We start from the raw sequence: 18986 nt of genomic DNA on the forward strand, positions 1-18986 counted from the left end.
CAGAAACCTCTTGCACCGCAGCGGCCGTCCACACATGGCTTAACGGCCAAATCATCGCACACTACGCCGGTGCAGGGGCCCTCCACAGCATCAGGTCACGCCTTGTCGATCACGCCGCGTTCGGCCACTGGCGCATTTACTAGGCCGGCGGTGCGCTCGTTCAGGGCTGAAACAATCCATCTGATTGTATTCGAGACGCCCTGCACACCTTATCGGTATCGCCACTTTCCGTCATGATCGCATGGATGTCCTTGGGTGACCGACAGGGCGATGAACAGCCAAATTTTGGACTACCATATCGAAACGCCTAGGCGTCCGAGCATGAACTTTTGGTTCGAAAATCGGACACCAGACGTACACTGATCCAAGCATCAACCAATCGAACTCGGTTAAGTCCTTGATTTCAGTGGTGAGCCGTGCAGGATTCGAACCTGCGACCCACTGATTAAAAGTCAGTTGCTCTACCAACTGAGCTAACGGCCCACGTGGCGCGCTGTGTAGAAAGCCGCGCGTGAGGGGTCAACCCATAAAATCGGCGTTCGGGCCGTGCCCGCTGGATTCGCCGCGGCATCGCCGTTATATGCCGGGCATGAACACCCGCGCGGATACCGGACTGCCTTTCATGAAGATGCACGGGCTGGGCAACGACTTCGTCGTGGTGGACGGGCGTGCCCGGTCCGTTGCCATTACCCCCGCGCTGGCGGTTGCGCTTGGTGACCGGCGCAGGGGGATCGGCTTCGATCAGCTTGCGCTGATCGCCCCGGGCGAGGCGGGGGCTGACGCGCATCTGAGTTTCTGGAACGCCGATGGCTCCTCTTCGGCGGCATGCGGCAACGCCACGCGCTGCATCGCACGCCACCTGATGGACGAGCAGGGCAAGGACCGGCTGCATCTGACCACCGGGCGGGGTGATCTGCATGCCGTCGACGCCGGCGATGGCTTGACGTCGGTGAACATGGGTCAGCCGCAGACCGGCTGGCGCGAGGTTCCGCTGGCCGAGGAGGTGGACACCCTTGAGCTGCCGATAGAGGGGGGGCCGGCGGCAACGGGCATGGGCAATCCGCACTGCACCTTCTTCGTCGCGGATGCCGACGCCGTCCCGATGGAACAATTCGGCCCACGTTACGAGCACCACCCGCTTTATCCCGAGCGCGCGAACGTGCAGGTGGCCAGCCTGCGCGGCCCCGACCACCTGCGGATGCGCGTCTGGGAGCGGGGCGCGGGGCTGACGCTGGCCTCGGGCTCTTCCTCCTGCGCCGCTGCCGTGGCCGCGGCGCGGCGCGGGCTGACCGGGCGCAAGGTGCGTATCGATCTGGATGGCGGGACCTTGTGGATCGACTGGCGCGAGGACGGCGTCTGGATGACCGGGCCGACAACGCATGTCTGTGACGGGGTCGTGACCCCCGCGTTCCTGGAGGGCGTGTAATGAGCGCCCCGAGGTTCACCACGCTGGGCTGCCGGCTGAACGCTTACGAGACCGAGGCGATGAAGGAGCTTGCGGGCGCGGCGGGGCTGGACAATGCCGTTGTCGTCAACACCTGCGCGGTCACGGCCGAGGCGGTGCGGAAAGCACGGAAAGAGATTCGCCGGCTGCGGCGCGAGAACCCCGGTGCGCGGCTGGTCGTGACCGGCTGCGCGGCGCAGACGGAGCCGGAGACGTTTTCCGAGATGGCCGAGGTCGACGCCGTCATCGGTAACACCGAGAAGATGCAGCCAGACACGTGGCGCGGCCTTGCCGCCGATTTCATCGGACAGACCGAGGCGGTGCAGGTCGATGACATCATGTCGGTGACCGAGACGGCCGGCCACCTGATCGACGGGTTCGGCACGCGCAGCCGCGCCTATGTGCAGGTGCAGAACGGCTGTGACCATCGCTGCACCTTCTGCATCATTCCTTACGGCCGGGGCAATTCTCGTTCCGTGCCCGCGGGCGTGGTGGTGGAGCAGATCAAGCGGCTCGTCGGCAAGGGGTATAACGAGGTGGTTCTGACCGGCGTGGACCTGACAAGCTGGGGCGCGGACCTGCCTGCGCAGCCGAGGCTGGGCGATCTGGTGATGCGTATCCTGAAGCTGGTGCCCGATCTGCCACGGCTGCGTATCTCCTCGATCGATTCGATCGAGGTGGATGAAAGCCTCATGCAGGCCATCGCCACCGAGCCGCGGCTGATGCCGCATCTGCATCTGAGCCTGCAGCACGGCGACGACCTGATCCTGAAGCGGATGAAGCGGCGGCACCTGCGCGACGATGCGATCCGGTTCACCGAGGCGGCGCGGCGGCTGCGGCCCGACATGACCTTCGGGGCCGACATCATCGCCGGGTTCCCGACCGAGACCGAGGCGGCGTTCGAGAATTCGCTGAAGCTGGTAGAGGACTGTGACCTCACCTGGCTGCATGTCTTTCCCTACAGCCCCCGCCCCGGCACGCCCGCGGCGCGGATGCCGCAGGTGAACGGACGCACGATCAAGGAACGCGCGGCGCGGTTGCGCGCGGCGGGCGACGCGCGCGTCGCCCGGCATCTGGAGGACCAGAAGGGCCGCGCGCACAAGGTGCTCATGGAAAGCGCGCGCATGGGCAGGACCGAGCAGTTCACCGAGGTCGTGTTCGATGCCGACCGCGAGGAAGGCGCGATCGTCGATGCCAAGGTGACGGGAATCCGGGGGCAAAAGCTGACGGCAGCCTAGGGCGCCGGCATGCCCTCGGTGCGCGGGACGGGCAAGATGCCGCTGCCCGTCGGGTCGCTGGTGCGCGGCGCGTGCGGATCGTCATGGACAGGTGATCAGCGGGAGCCTAGCCTGTGCCTGCGCTGACAGGGAGAGACACGCATGAGACTGATCTCCGCCGGACCGTCCCCCTTTGCCCGCAAGGTGCGCGTGCTGCTGCACGAGACCGGGCAGGCGGATGCCGTCGAGGTGGTCGATGTCGTCACCACACCGACCGATACCGACCCGCAGGCCGCCGCCGCCAACCCGGCTGGCAAGATACCGGCGCTTGTCCGCTCCGAGGGGCCGGCGATCTACGACAGCCGGGTGATCTGTCGCTATCTGGACGCGCGCTTCGACGCCGGGATGTATCCGCAGGCCCGGCTGTGGGAAACGCTCACGCTGGAAGCCACGGCCGAGGCGATGCTCGACGCTGCCCTGCTGATCGTCTACGAGCACAGGTTCCACCCGCCGGAGAAGGTGCACGACGGATGGGTGAAGGCGCAGTGGGAGAAGGTGGCGCGCTGCGTGCAGGTGGTGAACAGCCGCTGGATGAGCCATCTCAACGGGCCGATGGACATGAGCCACATCGCCATGGGCTGCGCGCTGGGCTATCTGGATTTCCGCCATGGCGCGCGCAACTGGCGCGACGGGGCCGGGGCGCTGGACGACTGGTTCGCGGTTTTCAGCACGCGCGAGAGCATGGTGGCAACCGCGCCGGAATGAGGCGGCGGGTTTGGCGGGGAAGGGGGCCGGGATGGCATCGATGGATTTCTGGTTTTCGATCGGCAGCACCTACAGCTATCTTACCGTGATGCGCATCGAGGAGGCGGTGCGCGATAGCGGGGTCGAGGTCAGGTGGCGCCCCTTCAACGTGCGCGCCGTGATGATCGAGCAGAACAACATCCCCTTCAAGGACAAGCCGGTGAAGGCCGCCTACATGTGGCGCGACATCGCCCGCCGGGCGGAACGCTACGGGTTGTCGCCCGAGCTTCCCGCGCCCTATCCGTTGCCCGGGCTGGAGCTGGCCAACCGGGTGGCTGTGCTGGCGCAGGAGGAAGGGTGGGTGGCGCGTTACACCAGGGCCACCTATCGCCTGTGGTTCGAAAAGGGTCGGCCCGCCGGGGAGGAGCCCAACCTGAGCGCCAGCGTTGCCGAGGCCGGCCGTGACCCCGACAAGGTGATCCCGCAGGCGCGCGGCGACAGGATCGGCGGCACGCTGGAGGATGCCACGCAGGAGGCGAAGGCGCTTGGCGTCTTCGGGGCCCCCAGTTTCGTCGTGGGAGGCGAGGTGTTCTGGGGTGACGATCGGCTGCAGGACGCGCTCCTATGGGCGCGCCATGGCCGGTTGTCGGCCGGCTGAGCGCCGCTCAGAAGCTGTAGCTTACCCCGATGTTGACCGCGTGCGTCGTGATCTCGGTATCGAGGCGCCCGGGCGCCTGTCCCGGAACGGCCGGGTCCGGGTCGAGCGTGATATCGTTGTCCGACCACGTCACCTGGTATTCGCCGAACAGCGCCCACCGCTCGTTGAGATCGTATTTCAGCCCGGCGATGCCGCGCAGGGCCGGACCGGTGTATTCGTACCCGAACGTCCGGTTGGTGGCACCGATGACCTGTGCATCGACGTGGGGGACGGCCACGCCGACCCCGGCGCCCAGATAGGGAGTAAAGCCCGATCCTCCCATCATTCCCGGCCAGCGCTTCATCACGTTGGCGGTGATGATGTTGTGGCCGTCCGACAGCTCGAGGCTGGCAAGGCCAAGCGCCGCGAGGTCGGCGGCCGAGGCATAGGCCTTGGTGTGCGTGCCCTCGATGCCGAAGCCGATATCGTTGTGCATCCACCACGTGGCCCGGCCGCCGTAGTATATGGGCGCATCGAACGGCTTGCCGTCCCAGTCGAACTTGCGGGCAAAGGGCGCACCGCCGGGCAGTGTGCCGCTGCCTGTGCTGTCGGTCACGCCCTGCCAGCCGAGATAGAGGCTGAGCTCCATTTCCGCTGCTGCCGGGGCGCTGGTGAGCATGAGTGCGGCTGCCGCCTTGATCGCGTTTCTGAGCATTGACCTGACGCTTTCGAGATTCTGCATCTGCTTCTTACCGCGTACACGCGAAAGGCGCGTCCCACAAGCGCGACAGAATCGCGCCCTTTTCCGATCGTGTCCATTGTGCACTGGACGCATTCCCAAAGCCCCGCTAAATAGCGGGGCGATATCGTGCCGAGGGGTGCATGCCGCCGCGGGACGAGCTAGTGAAGTTGAACGTGGCCGGTTCCGGCTGGAAAATGGAGAGATCTCGTGTCCCACGCAGACGATCACGAAGGTACCCGGAGGGATTTCCTCTACTACGCCACTGCCGGCGCCGGCGCCGTCACCGCCGGGGCGGCGGTCTGGCCGCTGGTCGATCAGATGAACCCGTCGGCCGACGTGCAGGCGCTGAGCTCGATCCGCGTCGATGTCGGCGGCTTGTCCGAGGGATCCCAGCTGACGGTGAAATGGCTCGGCAAGCCGGTTTTCATCCGCCGGCGCACGGCGGCGGAAATCGAGGCGGCCCGCGCCGTGGAGGTGTCCGATCTGCCCGACGGGGTTGCACGAAACGAGAACATCTCGGGCGAGGTGCCCGCGACGGACCAGAACCGTACGCTCGACGAATCCGGCGAATGGCTGGTTCAGATCGGCGTGTGCACGCATCTTGGGTGCGTCCCGCTGAACAATGCCGGCGACTACGTCGCCGAGAACGGTGCGGGCGGCTGGTTCTGCCCCTGCCACGGGTCGCACTACGACACCGCCGGACGCATCCGCAAGGGACCCGCGCCCGAGAATCTGCCCGTGCCGGTGGCCGAGTTCGTCGACGAAACCACGATCAAACTGGGATAAGGAAGCGCGCTCATGTCCGGAATTCCGCACGATCATTACGAACCGCAGTCCGGCGGCGCGAAGTGGCTGCACCGTCGGCTGCCGATCGTTTCGCTGATGTACGACACGCTGATGATTCCCACGCCCAAGAACCTGAACTGGATGTGGATCTGGGGGATCGTCCTGACCTTCTGCCTCGCCTTGCAGATCATCACCGGCATCGTGCTGGCGATGCATTACACGCCGCATGTCGACATGGCCTTCGCCTCGATCGAACACATCATGCGCAACGTGAACGGCGGCCACATGATCCGCTACCTGCACATGAACGGCGCCTCGCTGTTCTTCTTCGCGGTCTATCTCCACATATTCCGCGGCCTCTATTACGGGTCCTACAAGGCCCCGCGCGAGATCACGTGGATCATCGGCATGCTGATCTACCTGCTGATGATGGGCACGGCCTTCATGGGCTACGTGCTGCCGTGGGGGCAGATGTCGTTCTGGGGGGCCACGGTGATCACCGGGCTGTTCGGCGCGATCCCGTTCATCGGCGAGTCGATCCAGACATGGCTGCTCGGCGGGCCGGCGGTGGACAACGCGACGCTCAACCGCTTCTTCTCGCTGCACTACCTGCTGCCCTTCGTGATCGCCGCGCTGGTGGCCGTGCATATCTGGGCATTCCACACGACCGGCAACAACAACCCCACCGGCGTGGACGTGCGCCGCAGCTCCAAGGCCGAGGCCGAGAAGGACACGGTGCCGTTCTGGCCCTACTTCGTGATCAAGGACCTGTTCGCGCTGGCCCTGATCATGGTGGTGTTCTTCGCCATCGTGGGCTTCATGCCGAATTATCTCGGCCACCCTGACAACTACATCGAGGGCAACCCGCTGGTGACGCCTGCGCACATCGTGCCGGAATGGTATTTCCTGCCGTTCTACGCGATCCTGCGCGCCTTCACGTCGGACGTGTGGGTCGTCATGGCCGCGAACTGGATTACCGGCGGTATCATCGACGCCAAGTTCTTCGGCGTGCTGGCCATGTTCGGCGCGATCGCGGTGATGGCGCTGGCGCCGTGGCTCGATACCTCGTCGGTCCGCTCCGGCCGGTATCGCCCGATGTTCAAGTGGTGGTTCGCGCTGCTGGTGGTCGACTTCATCGTGCTGATGTGGGCCGGGGCCATGCCGGCGGAGCCGCCCTATTCCACCATCTCGCTCATCGGCTCGGCCTACTGGTTCGCCTACTTCCTCGTCATCCTGCCGCTGCTCGGCGTGATCGAGAAACCCGAGGCGCAGCCCGAGACGATCGAGGAAGATTTCAAGGCCCATTACGGCAAAGCCGCCGAAACGCCGGCCGAATAAGGAAGGAAACGGGATAATGCTCAAGAAACTCGCGATTACCGCAGTTGCCGCCCTGACCCTTTCGAGCGGCGCGGCCCTAGCGGCCGGGGCCGGAGGCCATGTCGAGGACGTGGATTTCTCCTTCGAGGGGCCGTTCGGCACCTTCGACCAGAACCAGCTCCAGCGGGGCCTGAAGGTCTACACGCAGGTCTGCGCGTCCTGCCACGGGCTGCAATACGTGCCGATCCGCACCATCGGCGACGAAGGCGGGCCCAACATGCCCGACGACCAGGTGCGCGCCTATGCGGAGATGTACGAGGTCTACGACGCGGAGGCCGACGAGTACCGTGCGGCCAAGCCGACCGACCACTTCCCGTCGTCGCAGTTCGAAGGGGCGCCGGACCTGAGCCTCATGGCGAAGGCGCGGGCCGGGTTCCACGGGCCGTACGGCACGGGGCTCAACCAGCTCTTCAAGGGGATGGGGGGGCCGGAATACATCGTCTCGCTGCTCACCGGCTACACCGGCGAAACCAAGACCGAGGCGGGAACGACCCTCTACGAGAATACCGCCTTTCCGGGCGGCTGGATCGCGATGGCGCCGCCGCTTTATGGCGAGGACGTTGAATTCGCCGATGGCCACGAGAACACCATCGAAAGCCAGGCGGAGGATGTCGCGGCCTTCCTCATGTGGACGGCGGAACCAAAGATGATGGACCGCAAGCAGGCCGGGCTGACGGGCGTGATCTTTCTGACCGTGCTGTCTGTCCTGCTCTACCTGACGAACAAGCGTCTCTGGGCGCCGATCAAGGGCAAGCGCCGCAGCTGATCCCGCGCCCACGCCGAGGCGAGATTAGCGGCCCCCGCCCCGAAGGGCGGGGGTTTTCCTTGCCAGCGCGTCGTTTCCGCAATTGACGGGCTGACCTTTGGCCCGCAAGGCACTATAGCCGGCGGGACACGCAACCGACCGGGCCTGCATGACCAAGAGACGCACGACAAACCGCGAGGCAGTCCTGACCGCGGCAGACCGCGCCAATATCGGGTGGCTGTGGCGCGACTATCTCAAGCAGCGGGCGCCGTGGCTGTTCCTCGTGCTCGGCATGATTCTCGTGCAAGGGCTGGTGTACCAGCAATTCCTTTCCATGACGGAAAGCGGGCTGCGCGTCATCTTTGAAAGCGGCAACCTTCAGCGGCTGCTGCAGGTCTGCGCCGTGGTTTTCGGCCTGTTCGCGGTCCGCGGGCTCATGTCCTACCTTGTCCCGGCGATCACGGTTCGGCTGTCGAACGACGCGGTGTACGAGATCCGGCGCGACCTGATTGGTCACCTGATGTCGCTCGACCTCGCCTATTTCGAGCGCACCAAGTCGGGCGACATCATCCACAGGCTCGTGACCCAGACACAGCAACTGGGCGTTTTTTTCGGTCTGGCCACCGCCGGGGCTGTTCGGGACGCGGTGACGGTGGTGATCGTGTCGGGCTACCTGATCTGGAAGAACCCGGTTCTTTTCACCGCGGCGCTGGTGGTGCTGCCGTTCATCATCTGGGTGATGAACTACGTCTCCGATCGCGTGAAACAGGCGCAGCGCGAGGCCGAAGAGGCGCTTGGCGCCTACATGAACGGGGTCGAGGAGACGGTGAACGGGATGCGCACCGTCAAGATATCCAGCCAGGAAAAGGTCGAAGCCGGCCGGTTGATGCGTGGCACGGCCTCCATCCGCGACCTGATGAAACGGGTGCAGATCACGCAGGCGCTCGTCATGCCCTCGATCGACCTCAGCTCGGCATTCGTTTACGTGCTGGTGATCGGGGGTGGCGGCTACATGGTCCTGTCGCCCGCTTTCGACACGGACGGGGCCGAGATCATCACGTTCCTGCTGGGCATGGTGATGGTGTTCGATCCCGCCCGCCTGCTGGCGCAGTTCTTCGGTGCGCTGCAGTCCAATCTCGTGCTTCTGGACAGGGTCCGCAGCCTCTACGACGAGCAGCCCACGATCAACGACGCGCCCGGCGCGCTGACGGAATTCGACACCGCCGGCGACATCGCGCTCGAGGGCGTGAGTTTTTCCTACAGTGACGACCAGCCGCTTTTCGACGGTCTGAGCATGACTTTCCGCGGCGGGCAGGTTTCCGCCATCGTGGGCGCGACCGGGTCGGGCAAAACGACCATCCTTTCGCTCCTGTCCCGGCTTTACGATGTCAAGGACGGGCAGATCACCATCGGCGGCCAACCCATCGACCGGTTGCAGGTCAGCCGCCTGCGTGGGGCCTTCTCCGTCGTGGCGCAGGACATCGTGATCTTCAACAATTCGATCTGGGAGAACATTCGCTACGTCAATCCCGACGCCACCGAGGCGGAGGTGTGGCAGGCTGCCGAGAACGCCGAGATCGCCGAGCTGATCCGTGCGCGCGGCGACGCGCCGGTGGGGCCCAAGGGCGCGCAGCTTTCCGGCGGGCAGAAGCAGCGGATCGCCATCGCCCGGGCTTTCCTGCGCGATGCGCCGATCCTCCTGCTGGACGAGGCGACCAGCGCGCTCGACCAGGCGACCGAGGCGCGCATCAAGGCAGCGCTGGACAGGCTGAGCGCGGGGCGGACCACGATCGTCGTGGCGCACCGGTTGTCCTCGGTTGCGGATGCGGACCGGATCTTTGTTCTGGAGGCAGGACGCCTTGTCGAGCAGGGCCGGCACGACGAGCTGCTTTCGCACGGGGGACTTTACGCGCAGCTCTACAGCGCGCAGAAAAAAGGGTATGACGGGCGCTAGTCAGCCGACAAGGTAGAGCCCCAGATACAGCGTTGCCGCGCCGGAGGTGATCGACGCGATCACGCTGCGGGTCAGCACGCCGGCCGCCACCGTCACCAGCGCCGCTGTCATGCGCGGCGCATCCAGGCTGCCGCCCGCGGCCTCGGGCCAGACCACGAGCGGCGCCACGAGTCCGGGCAGCACCGCGACGGCGGTATAGCGCAGGTGCCGCAACAGCCATTCGGGCAGTTCCCGGTCGCCGATCAGCCCGATGAAGACGAAGCGAAACCCGTAGCTGCCCAGCCCCAGGGCGGCGATCACCAGCCAGAGTTCGGTTTTGTCGATCATGCCGCGCCGCCCCCCGCCGTGCGCCGCTCGACCTCGGCGCCGGTGATCATGCCAAGTATTCCCGCGACCAGCAGCCCGAGGTTGTAGGGCAGAAAGGCCAGTATCAGCGCCACCGTGATCGACACCAGCGCCGCTGCCACGTGGGCGCGTGTGCGCACCATGGGCGTGATCAACGCGAGAAAGGTGATCGGTACGGCGAAGTCGAGCGCGTAGCTGTCCGGGATGGAGGTGCCCACCAACGCGCCGACGAGCGTGAAGAGATACCACAGCGGGCAGACCGGCGCGACCGTGCCGAAGAAATAGGCCATCCGCTGACCTATGGTCCAGTGTCGGTTCTGCTCGTAACGCAGCACCGAAAGGCCGTAGCTCTGGTCGACGATGAAATAGGCCGCGAGCGCGCGTTGCCAGAGCGGGGCAGGCCCCAGATAGGGGGTGAGCGAGGCCGAGTACATCGCCATGCGCAGGTTCACGGCGAGCGCCGACACGATCACGATGACCGTCGGGGCCTGGTCGGCCAGGAGCTGCAGCGCCGTCAACTGCGCCGCCCCCGCGATGACCACTACCGAGAAGGTCATCGTCGCCAGCAGGTCGAGCCCCGCCTCGGTCGCCACCACGCCGAACAGCACCGCGAACGGCCCGACCACCAGAACGAAGGGCGCGGCATCCCGAGCCCCGGCCAAGAATATCGAAATGGTGGTTTCGGTGGTCACGACATCGCCCTAGGTTAAGGTGCAGGAAAACCGCCTAACCCGCCCCGGCAGGAGTTGCAAATGCCCACCGCCAGCGATGTTCCCGGTTATGTCATTGCCCCCGATCCCAAGGCGCCGCGCCTGACACGTGCCGTCGAGGGGGTGGATCACGACGGTCAGCCGGCCCGGATCAACGTGGTCGAGGAACGCCCGCTGACCATATTCCTGAACGGGCAGGAGATCGTGACGGCGATGACCATCGGGGATTACCCCGAGTATCTGGCGCTGGGCTTCCTGCGCAACCAGGGGATGCTCGCGGCTGACGAGACGGTCACGGGCACGGATTTCGATGCGGATCTCGATACCGTTGTCGTGCGGACCGACGGCGAAACGAGCTACGAGGAAAAGCTGAAGAAAAAGACCCGCACCAGCGGTTGCGCGGTCGGCACGGTGTTCGGCGACATGATGGAGGGTCTGGAGGCGGTCGCGCTGCCCCCGCTGGAGGTCAGGACGTCCGATCTCTACCGTCTCGCGTCAGTCATCAACCGGACGCCGTCACTGTATCTCGAAGCGGGGGCGATCCACGGCACGGTGCTGTGCCGCGGCCCCGATCCGTTGGTCTACATGGAGGATGTCGGGCGGCACAACGCCGTCGACAAGATCGCCGGATGGATGTTTTCCGAGGGGATCGGCCCCGAGGACAAGACGCTCTACACCACCGGGCGGCTGACCAGCGAAATGGTGATCAAGACGGCGCTGATGGGTATTCCCGCGCTCGCCTCGCGCTCGGGCTTTACCGCGTGGGGGGTGGAAATCGCCCGTGAGGTCGGGCTGACGCTGGTGGGGCGCCTGCGCGGCAAGCGGTTCGTCTGCCTCTCGGGCGAGGAACGGCTTGTCCGCGATACCGACCCGGCCGGCGTGCCGGAAGAGGACAGGAAACACCGCCGGAAGGGGGCCGAGGCATGACGGCGTTTAAGGGCCGGGGAAAATCGCGCCGGCATTCTCGCCCGGCTGCAACGGGAGTGTCAGGATGAAGCAGCCATTGGGCGTGATCCTTGCCGGGGGGCGGGCCACGCGGATGGGTGGCGGCGACAAGGGGTTGCTCACCCTTGGCGGCGCCACGATCCTGTCCCGCGTCATCGACCGGCTTGCGCCGCAGGTACGAGGCCTTGCCCTGAACGCAAACGGAGACGCATCGCGGTTTTCCGGCTTTGACCTGCCGGTGCTGCCCGATCCGGTTGCCGACCGGCCCGGCCCGCTGGCCGGTGTTCTGGCCGGGCTTGACTGGGCCGCCGAGGAGGGGGCCGAGACCATCGTGACAGTGGCGGCGGACACGCCCTTCTTTCCCTGCGACCTGGTTGCGCGCCTGCTATATGTCGCAGAGGGAATGGATCGCCCGCTCGTACTGGCGGCGACACCGCGCAACGGGGCGGAGGAAACGAAATCCATGAGCGGATCGGGCCTGATCCGTCATCCGACCTTTGGTCTTTGGCCGGTCGCGCTGCGCCACGACCTGCGCGCCGCGCTGGATGACGGCCTGCGCAAGGTTGTGCTCTGGACAGAGAAACATGACGGACGCGAGGCGGTGTTCGACGATCCCGGCGATCCGTTCTTCAACGTCAACACGCCCGGGGACCTCGTCACGGCACAAGCCATTCTGGGACGTGCCTCATGATCGTCTTCGGCGTGGTCGGGTGGAAGAACGCCGGCAAGACGGGCCTGATGGAGCGTCTGGTGGCCGAGATCAGCGGCCGCGGGCTGACCGTCTCGACCATAAAGCACGCCCATCACGCGGTCGACGTGGACCAGCCGGGCACCGACAGCCATCGCCACCGCGCCGCCGGGGCGACCGAGGTGGTGCTTGCCTCGGCCCGCCGCTTTGCCATCATGCACGAGTTGCGCGGGGCACCGGAGCCGGACCTTGACGCGCTGCTTGCGCGTCTGGCGCCTGTCGACCTGGTGCTTGTCGAAGGGTACAAGCGCCACGCGCACCCCAAGGTCGAGGCGTACCGCGCCGCGGCGGGCCATGACCTGATCGCGCCGGGCGATCCCACCGTGCGCGCCGTGGCCAGCGACGGGGCCCTGAATATCGACCGGCCGGTGTTCGACCTCGGCGATACCCGCGCGATCGCGGATTTCATTCTTGCAGAGGTGGGGCTGTGACGGGATTCGACAGCGTTCTGGTCGTCGACTGGTCGGCGGCAAGCAGGCGCGCTCCGCTGACCCCGTCCAAGGACGCGATCTGGATGGCGCTCGCCACGACGGAGGGGCCGCAGGAGCCGATCTATTGCCGCAGCCGCACGGAGGCGGAGGCGACCATATCACGGCTTTTCCGCGAGGAGATGGCCGCCGGTCGGCGCCTGCTCGCGGCATTCGATTTCCCGTTCGGCTATCCACGCGGCTTTGCCCGCCATGTCACGGGGTCGGACGACCCCTTGCTGCTTTGGGACTGGCTCGCGGAGCGCGTCACCGATCGCGAGACCGGCGAGAACAACCGCTTCGACGTGGCCGAGCGAATGAACGCCGCCTTCGACCGCCCGGGTCCATTCTGGGGCAAGACGCACCGCGACCGCTGGCCGGGCATTCCCTATCGCAAGCCGGACATGCCCGCAGGCGGCATTGCCGAAAAACGCCGCTGCGACCGTGTTGCGGGGACCTCGAGCAGTTGTTTCCAGCTGTGCTATCACCCGACGGTCGGCAGCCAGGCGCTCATGGGGTTGCCGATGCTGGCGCGGCTGCGCCGGATTGACGGCGTCGCTGCCTGGCCGTTCGAGGACTGGCAGGGCGCGCGCGTCGTGCTGGCCGAAACATGGCCGGGCCTGATCGAACCGGTTGTGAAGCGGGCCGAGGCCGCGGGGGGCATCCGGGACGCGCATCAGGTCAGGCTCATGGCGCGGGCGCTGGCGCGTCTGCCGTTGGACAGGCTGGACGCCCTCCTGACGGATCCGCCGGCCGAGGCCGACGAGGAGGGATGGGTGCTCGGGGCCGGCCGTGGCGGTCTGCTCACCGAGCTCGCGGAAGAGCGCAAGCGGCCCGAGCCGCCGCCGCTGCGCGACGACTGTTTCGCCCTGCCGGCCGGCGTGGACTGGACGCCCGTGGACGAGGCTCTGGCGCTGTTGCGCGACAGGTTGCGCCCGGTCGTGCGCGAGGTCACCGTACCGCTGGCCGAGGCGCAGGGCCGTGTCCTTGCCGCGCCCGTGGTGGCGCGGCGATCCAACCCGCCGCGGGCCAACTCGGCTGTAGACGGGTACGGATTCGCCCACGCGGCGCTTGGGCCGGGCGATCAGGTCCTGCCGATGGTGCCGGGACGCGCGGCGGCCGGCGCCCCCCATCCCCGAACCGTCCCGGCGGGCCACGCGCTGCGCATTCTTACCGGGGCGCCACTCCCCGACGGTGTCGATACCGTGATCCTGGAAGAAGACGTGACCCTTGGGGACGGTGAGATCGCGTTCCGCCCGGGCATCAAGCCCGGTGCCAACACCCGAAACGCAGGCGAGGATGTCGAGGCCGGCCAGGCTGTGCTGGAGGCGGGGCGCGTGGTGACGCCCGCCGATCTTGCGCTGGCGGCCGCCGTCGGTGTCGGCGAATTGCCGGTGCATGAAAAGCTGACCGTGGCCGTGCTGTCCACGGGGGACGAGCTGGCCGAGCCGGGCGAGAGCGCCGGTGCCGGGCAGATATTCGACGCCAACCGCCCCATGCTGACCGGGCTGATCCGCGATTTCGGGTATGTGGCCCGCGACCTGGGGCGTGTCCCCGATGACCGGGCGGCGCTGCGCGCGGCGCTGGACCGCGGCGCCGCGGGCGCGGACGTGATCCTGACCTCCGGCGGTGCGTCGGCCGGGGACGAGGACCATGTCTCGGCCCTGCTCAACGAGAGCGGCGCGATGGCGCAGTGGCGCGTCGCGATCAAGCCGGGCCGTCCGCTGGCCATGGGCGTGTGGTCCGGCACACCTGTTTTCGGCCTCCCCGGCAACCCGGTGGCGGCCATGGTCTGCACCCTCGTGTTCGCGCGCCCGGCCATGGCCTGCCTCGCCGGGCAGGGGTGGCGAGAGCCACAGGGCTTTGATGTGCCGGCCGGGTTTTCCAAGTCGAAGAAACCCGGGCGGCGCGAATACCTGCGGGCGAGAATGCGCGAGGGCAGGGCAGAGGTGTTCAAATCCGAAGGGTCGGGGCGGATCAGCGGGCTCAGCTGGGCAGAGGGGCTGGTGGAGCTGCCCGACGGGGCCGCCGAGATCGCGCCGGGCGACCCTGTGCGCTACATTCCCTTCGGCAGTTTCGCCTGACCGGCGCGCGACCCCGCCATTGCCTATCCGCCGTGCCGCAGCACCGCGATATAGAATCCGTCCATGCCGCCCCTGTCGGGCCAGTAATCGGGGCGCAGGCGCAGCCCGCCCTCCTCGGTGATCCAGCCGGGTTCCACCCACGGGTGATCAAGCGCGCCGCGATCCGCTGTCAGGGTCGCGTGCCGCGCGAGGGCCTCCTCGACCTGGCATTCCCCCTCGTCAGGCAGCAGCGAACAGGTGCAGAACACCAGTCTTCCGCCCGGCCGGAGCAGGGTCAGCGCGTGGTCGATCATCCGTGCCTGAAGCGCGATCAGACCGTCTATGCCGGTCCCGTCGCGCGCATGGGGCAGGTCAGGGTGGCGCCGGATCGTGCCCGTGGCCGAGCAGGGCGCATCCAGCAGCACCGCGTCGTAGGGGCCGCCCTGATGGTCCAGCGCGTCCTCGACGACGCAGTCAGCCGCCAGCCGCGTGCGCGCGAGGTTCTCGCGCAGGCGGGCCATCCGGCTTTCGGAGATATCGAGGGCCGTGACGTCGGCCCCGGTCGCCGCCAGTTGCAGTGCCTTGCCACCCGGCGCTGCGCACAGGTCAAGCACGCTCTGGCCCGGCTGCGGGGCCAACAGGCGGGCGGGGAGCGCCGCGGCGGCGTCCTGCACCCACCAGCGGCCCTCGGCAAAGCCGGGCAGGGCAGAGACCTGACCGGCATCGGTCAGGCGCACGGTGCCAGTGGGCAGCAACGTGCCGCCCAGCTCGGCGGCGACGGCCGCCGTGTCGTCCCTGGCCGTCAGGTCGAGCGGCGCGCCGGCAAAATGGGCCTTTTCCATCGCGGCAACCGTGCCCGAGCCCCACGCGTTGACCAGCGGATCGCGCAGCCAGCCCGGCAGGCGTGGCACGCGCAGGTCATTCCAGGAGGCGCCGCCGCCATCGGCGATCTTGCGCAGCACCGCGTTGACGAGACCCTTGAGCCGGCCGTGCCTGCGATGACGTGCCGCAAGGGCCACGAGTTCGTTCACCACGCCGTGCGGGTCGCCCCCCGTGCAAAGCTCATGCGCCCCAAGGCGCAATATGTTGCGGACATGCAGCGGCGGCTTCTTGCGGAGATGCCGGTCGATCAGCCGGTCGGTCCGCTCCATCCCGCGCAGGGTGTCTACCGCCAGTCTCTGCGCGCGGGCCCGATCTGCGGGGGGCAGCCCGGCGAGCGTTTCGCCGCCAACGAGGTCGGAGATCAGCCGCCCCTCTTGCAGGACGGCATCCAGCAGGGCGACCGCGGCGGTGCGGGCTGTCGGCTGCAGGGCGGGCATGTTCGGATTTCCTTGGCCTTCGGTCCGGCGCGGCATATATCAACCGGGCAAGCAGAGAGGAAGCCCGACCATGGATGAGCAGAAAAAAGACCTGCCGCCGGCCGCGCAACGCGCGCTTGCCGAGGCCGAGGAACGGCGCCGCAACGCGGATGCGAAGGAGCTCCCCAAGGAGCTGGGCGGCCGCGAAGGCCCCGAGCCCGTGCGCTATGGCGATTGGGAGAACAAGGGGCTGGCGATCGATTTCTGATGCGCGGTTCCGTCAGCGCAGCCGTAGATCGGCGTGCTCGCCCGCGCCCTGATCCGATATGAACCGAACGGTGCGGTCCTTGACCTTCACCGCTTGGCAGTTCGGGTCCAACTGCATCTGTCCCCAGTAAAGATCGCGGCAGAAATAGCCTGAACGCCATTGCCATGCACCCCGAACCTCGCGTCCGAACGCGCGCCCGTCGATCTGGCCGTCAGGCGTGACGGTCAGCTTTATCCCGAAGCGGGTCAGTTCCCGCCCTTGCATCAGGGACACGAAAGCGTCCCGCTGCTTCACCTGCACGAATCCCTCCGCGGCGGCCGGGCCGCCGAATGCAATGCTGATGGCGAACAATACGATCCGTTTCATGCGCTTGTATCCTGTGGTTCGGCACGGTGTCTACGACGCGCGTGGCCGGCCGGATCACTCTTTGCCGAGTCCGAGGACATCGGTCATGTCGTATTCGCCGGGCTTGCGCCCCTGCCCCCATAGCGCGGCCTTGAGCGCGCCGCGCGCGAACACCCGGCGGTCGCTGGCGACGTGGCGCAGGATAATGCGTTCGCCCTCGGTGGCGAACATCACGTCGTGCTCGCCCACGATGTCGCCGCCGCGTACGGCGTGAAAACCGATATGCCCGCGCTCGCGCTTGCCGGTGATGCCGTCGCGGCCGCGGTCGGCCACGGTGTCGAGCGCCACGCCGCGCGCCTCGGCCGCGGCCTCGCCCAGCATCAGCGCGGTGCCCGAGGGCGCGTCGACCTTCTGGTTGTGATGCGCCTCTATCACCTCGATGTCATAGTCTTCGTCAAGCGCGGCCGCGACCTGTTTCGTCAGCTGCACGAGGAGGTTCACGCCAAGGCTCATGTTGCCCGCGCGCACCACCGTCGCGTGCCGCGCGGCGGCCGCAATCGCGGCTAGGTCGTCGCCGGTCATGCCGGTGGTGCCGATCACGTGCACGCAGCGCGCCTGCGCTGCGAGCCCGGCGAATTCGACCGTCGCCGCGGGCGCGGTGAAGTCGATCACCGCATGGGCCTTCGCGATCGCCTCGAGCGGGTCATCGCCCACCTTTACGCCAAGAGGCGCGCCGCCCATCGCGGTGCCGACATCCTGTCCTATCCACTCGTGACCCGCGTGTTCCAGCGCGCCCACCAACCGCGCGCGGGGGCTTTCGGCCACGGTCTGGATCAGCATTCGCCCCATGCGACCCGACGCGCCCGTAACCACGATCCCCGGCCCATCCGTCATTGTCGATCTCCTCGCATCCTTTTTGCCTTGCCTAGCGCACCGATCATCGCTTGGCAAAGTCCGGCCAAGGCTTTAGATGCTTGGGCATGGCGAAGAACAGGTTCAATGACGGCCCCGGACCCTCGCAGCGGCAGCTGCGCGTGGGCGAGTTGATCCGCAGGACCTTGTCTGAGGTCCTCATGCGCGGTGATATCCACGATCCGGACCTCAACCGCCTGTCGGTCACCGTGGGCGAGGTGCGCGCCTCTCCCGACCTCAAGGTGGCGACCGCCTATGTCCTGCCGCTGGGGGGCGAGGGTCAGGACGAGGTGATCGGGCTCTTGGCGCGCAACAAGGGAGAGCTGCGCCGGATCATCGGCAAGGAATTGTCGCTTAAGTTCGCGCCCGATCTGCGTTTCCGCATCGACGAGACGTTCGACCGGATGGACGAGACCCGCCGGCTTTTCGCGCAGGACAAGGTGCGCCGGGATGTCGAGGGGTAGCGACCGTGCGCTGGCTGGTCGTGCTGCTTTCGCTGTTCGCCCTGCCGGCAGAGGCGCTTGAATGCCGGGCATTGACCCACGACGGGGCCGCGTTCACGATTTGCCGGGTCGATGCCGCCAGAACGGAGCTGCGTCTTTTCCTCGACGATCCCGATACGGGGCGCCCCCTGGGCAGTTTCAAGAACGTCGAGGATCGCCTGTCGGATGAAGGGCGGCGGCTGATGTTCGCCATGAATGCCGGCATGTACCATCAGGATCGCAGCCCCGTCGGACACTACATCGAGGACGGCGAGGAGGCCGCACCGGTCATAAGTTCCGACGGACCGGGAAATTTCGGGCTGCTGCCCAACGGAGTGTTCTGCATCGGCGACGGCTGGGCACGGGTGATCGAGACGCGGCGCTACCTGCGCGAGTCCCCGGCCTGTCGCCATGCCACGCAGTCGGGTCCGATGCTGGTGATCGATGGCGAACTGCACCCGCGGTTCCTGAAGGACAGCAACAGCCGTTACGTGCGAAACGGGGTGGGTACGTCGGCCGACGGCCGCACGGCATGGTTCGCCATTTCCGAGGAACCGGTCAATTTTCACCTGTTCGGCCGGCTTTTCCGCGACCGGTTGGGCGCGCGGCAGGCGCTTTATTTCGATGGCAACATCTCGCGGCTGTACGCACCCCAGATCGATCGGTACGACGGTGGCTTTCCGATGGGGCCGATCGTGGGTGCGGTGGCGCCGGCCGAGTGATTGACGCGCTGTGCAGGCCTTGGTAGCCCGCAGCT

At 67.0% G+C, this 18986-nt stretch carries 21 protein-coding genes and 1 tRNA gene; 15 read left to right on the forward strand and 7 right to left on the reverse strand.

Annotated elements, in window-relative coordinates:
• Positions 1–407: 407 nt before the first annotated feature.
• Positions 408–483 (reverse strand) — tRNA-Lys (locus tag ACH13J_RS09230).
• A 106-nt stretch (positions 484–589) separates the two neighbouring features.
• Here ACH13J_RS09230 and dapF point away from each other — a divergent pair.
• From dapF to ACH13J_RS09250, 4 genes are all read left to right on the forward strand, one after another.
• Positions 590–1426: a diaminopimelate epimerase gene (gene dapF, locus ACH13J_RS09235; RefSeq protein WP_397543040.1), complete on the forward strand. Its 837-nt coding sequence runs from the start codon at positions 590–592 to the stop codon at positions 1424–1426.
• Entirely contained in the window at positions 1426–2682 is a 1257-nt protein-coding gene (gene mtaB / locus ACH13J_RS09240) for a tRNA (N(6)-L-threonylcarbamoyladenosine(37)-C(2))-methylthiotransferase MtaB (RefSeq protein ID WP_397543041.1), read from the forward strand. The genes dapF and mtaB overlap by 1 nt, the downstream gene beginning before the upstream one ends.
• Before the next feature lie 141 nt (positions 2683–2823).
• Entirely contained in the window at positions 2824–3426 is a 603-nt protein-coding gene (locus tag ACH13J_RS09245) for a glutathione S-transferase family protein (protein ID WP_397543042.1), read from the forward strand.
• Between the two features lie 40 nt (positions 3427–3466).
• Positions 3467–4063 carry a 2-hydroxychromene-2-carboxylate isomerase gene (locus tag ACH13J_RS09250; RefSeq protein WP_397543043.1) on the forward strand — a complete coding sequence of 199 codons (597 nt, stop codon included), beginning with the start codon at positions 3467–3469 and terminating at the stop codon, positions 4061–4063.
• Positions 4064–4070: 7 nt separating this feature from the next.
• Here the strand turns inward: ACH13J_RS09250 and ACH13J_RS09255 are convergent, their stop codons facing one another.
• On the reverse strand, positions 4071–4784 hold the full coding sequence (locus ACH13J_RS09255; RefSeq protein WP_397543044.1) for an outer membrane beta-barrel protein: 714 nt from the start codon (positions 4782–4784) through the stop codon (positions 4071–4073).
• 207 nt (positions 4785–4991) lie between these two features.
• Here ACH13J_RS09255 and petA point away from each other — a divergent pair, with 207 nt between their 5' ends.
• The 4 genes from petA to ACH13J_RS09275 all read left to right on the forward strand — a co-directional run bounded on the left by petA (position 4992) and on the right by ACH13J_RS09275 (position 9646).
• The gene (petA, locus tag ACH13J_RS09260) at positions 4992–5570 is read left to right on the forward strand and encodes a ubiquinol-cytochrome c reductase iron-sulfur subunit (protein ID WP_397543045.1); all 579 of its coding nucleotides are present in this window, start codon (positions 4992–4994) and stop codon (positions 5568–5570) included.
• Between the two features lie 12 nt (positions 5571–5582).
• Positions 5583–6908: a cytochrome b gene (gene petB / locus ACH13J_RS09265; protein WP_397543046.1), complete on the forward strand. Its 1326-nt coding sequence runs from the start codon at positions 5583–5585 to the stop codon at positions 6906–6908.
• 16 nt (positions 6909–6924) lie between these two features.
• Complete coding sequence (locus ACH13J_RS09270; RefSeq protein WP_397543047.1) at positions 6925–7713, forward strand: cytochrome c1; 789 nt, start codon at positions 6925–6927, stop codon at positions 7711–7713.
• A gap of 148 nt (positions 7714–7861) precedes the next feature.
• Positions 7862–9646, forward strand: a complete 1785-nt coding sequence (locus tag ACH13J_RS09275; protein ID WP_397543048.1) for an ABC transporter transmembrane domain-containing protein — start codon at positions 7862–7864, stop codon at positions 9644–9646.
• Here the strand turns inward: ACH13J_RS09275 and ACH13J_RS09280 are convergent, their stop codons facing one another.
• A complete protein-coding gene (locus ACH13J_RS09280) occupies positions 9647–9973 on the reverse strand; it encodes an AzlD domain-containing protein (protein ID WP_397543049.1) in 327 nt (108 codons plus the stop codon).
• Positions 9970–10683 (reverse strand): AzlC family ABC transporter permease, encoded by a 714-nt coding sequence (locus ACH13J_RS09285; protein ID WP_397543050.1) that lies wholly within the window; start codon positions 10681–10683, stop codon positions 9970–9972. The genes ACH13J_RS09280 and ACH13J_RS09285 overlap by 4 nt, the downstream gene beginning before the upstream one ends.
• Before the next feature lie 60 nt (positions 10684–10743).
• Here ACH13J_RS09285 and ACH13J_RS09290 point away from each other — a divergent pair, with 60 nt between their 5' ends.
• The 4 genes from ACH13J_RS09290 to ACH13J_RS09305 all read left to right on the forward strand — a co-directional run bounded on the left by ACH13J_RS09290 (position 10744) and on the right by ACH13J_RS09305 (position 14945).
• Entirely contained in the window at positions 10744–11628 is an 885-nt protein-coding gene (locus tag ACH13J_RS09290; protein ID WP_397543051.1) for a formate dehydrogenase accessory sulfurtransferase FdhD, read from the forward strand.
• Between the two features lie 64 nt (positions 11629–11692).
• Entirely contained in the window at positions 11693–12337 is a 645-nt protein-coding gene (gene mobA / locus ACH13J_RS09295) for a molybdenum cofactor guanylyltransferase MobA (protein WP_397543052.1), read from the forward strand.
• Entirely contained in the window at positions 12334–12825 is a 492-nt protein-coding gene (gene mobB / locus ACH13J_RS09300; protein WP_397543053.1) for a molybdopterin-guanine dinucleotide biosynthesis protein B, read from the forward strand. Before mobA ends, mobB begins: the two co-directional genes overlap by 4 nt.
• On the forward strand, positions 12822–14945 hold the full coding sequence (locus tag ACH13J_RS09305; protein ID WP_397543054.1) for a molybdopterin-binding protein: 2124 nt from the start codon (positions 12822–12824) through the stop codon (positions 14943–14945). The genes mobB and ACH13J_RS09305 overlap by 4 nt, the downstream gene beginning before the upstream one ends.
• 23 nt (positions 14946–14968) lie before the next feature.
• Here the strand turns inward: ACH13J_RS09305 and ACH13J_RS09310 are convergent, their stop codons facing one another.
• Positions 14969–16243 (reverse strand): transcription antitermination factor NusB, encoded by a 1275-nt coding sequence (locus tag ACH13J_RS09310; protein WP_397543055.1) that lies wholly within the window; start codon positions 16241–16243, stop codon positions 14969–14971.
• 70 nt (positions 16244–16313) lie between these two features.
• Here ACH13J_RS09310 and ACH13J_RS09315 point away from each other — a divergent pair, with 70 nt between their 5' ends.
• On the forward strand, positions 16314–16490 hold the full coding sequence (locus ACH13J_RS09315; protein ID WP_397543056.1) for a DUF1674 domain-containing protein: 177 nt from the start codon (positions 16314–16316) through the stop codon (positions 16488–16490).
• A gap of 12 nt (positions 16491–16502) precedes the next feature.
• On the opposite strand, the gene ACH13J_RS09320 is transcribed toward ACH13J_RS09315, so the two are convergent.
• On the reverse strand, positions 16503–16856 hold the full coding sequence (locus tag ACH13J_RS09320; protein WP_397543057.1) for a dihydrodipicolinate reductase: 354 nt from the start codon (positions 16854–16856) through the stop codon (positions 16503–16505).
• Between the two features lie 54 nt (positions 16857–16910).
• Complete coding sequence (gene dapB / locus ACH13J_RS09325) at positions 16911–17729, reverse strand: 4-hydroxy-tetrahydrodipicolinate reductase (RefSeq protein ID WP_397543058.1); 819 nt, start codon at positions 17727–17729, stop codon at positions 16911–16913.
• 86 nt (positions 17730–17815) lie between these two features.
• On the opposite strand from dapB, the gene rbfA reads away from it, so the two are divergent.
• Both rbfA and ACH13J_RS09335 read left to right on the forward strand, forming a co-directional pair.
• On the forward strand, positions 17816–18211 hold the full coding sequence (gene rbfA / locus ACH13J_RS09330; RefSeq protein WP_397543059.1) for a 30S ribosome-binding factor RbfA: 396 nt from the start codon (positions 17816–17818) through the stop codon (positions 18209–18211).
• 5 nt (positions 18212–18216) lie between these two features.
• Positions 18217–18951: a phosphodiester glycosidase family protein gene (locus ACH13J_RS09335; RefSeq protein ID WP_397543060.1), complete on the forward strand. Its 735-nt coding sequence runs from the start codon at positions 18217–18219 to the stop codon at positions 18949–18951.
• Positions 18952–18986: the final 35 nt, after the last annotated feature.

The sequence above is a fragment of the Roseovarius salis genome (assembly GCF_044472985.1).
GTDB classification, from domain to species: Bacteria; Pseudomonadota; Alphaproteobacteria; order Rhodobacterales; family Rhodobacteraceae; genus Roseovarius; species Roseovarius salis.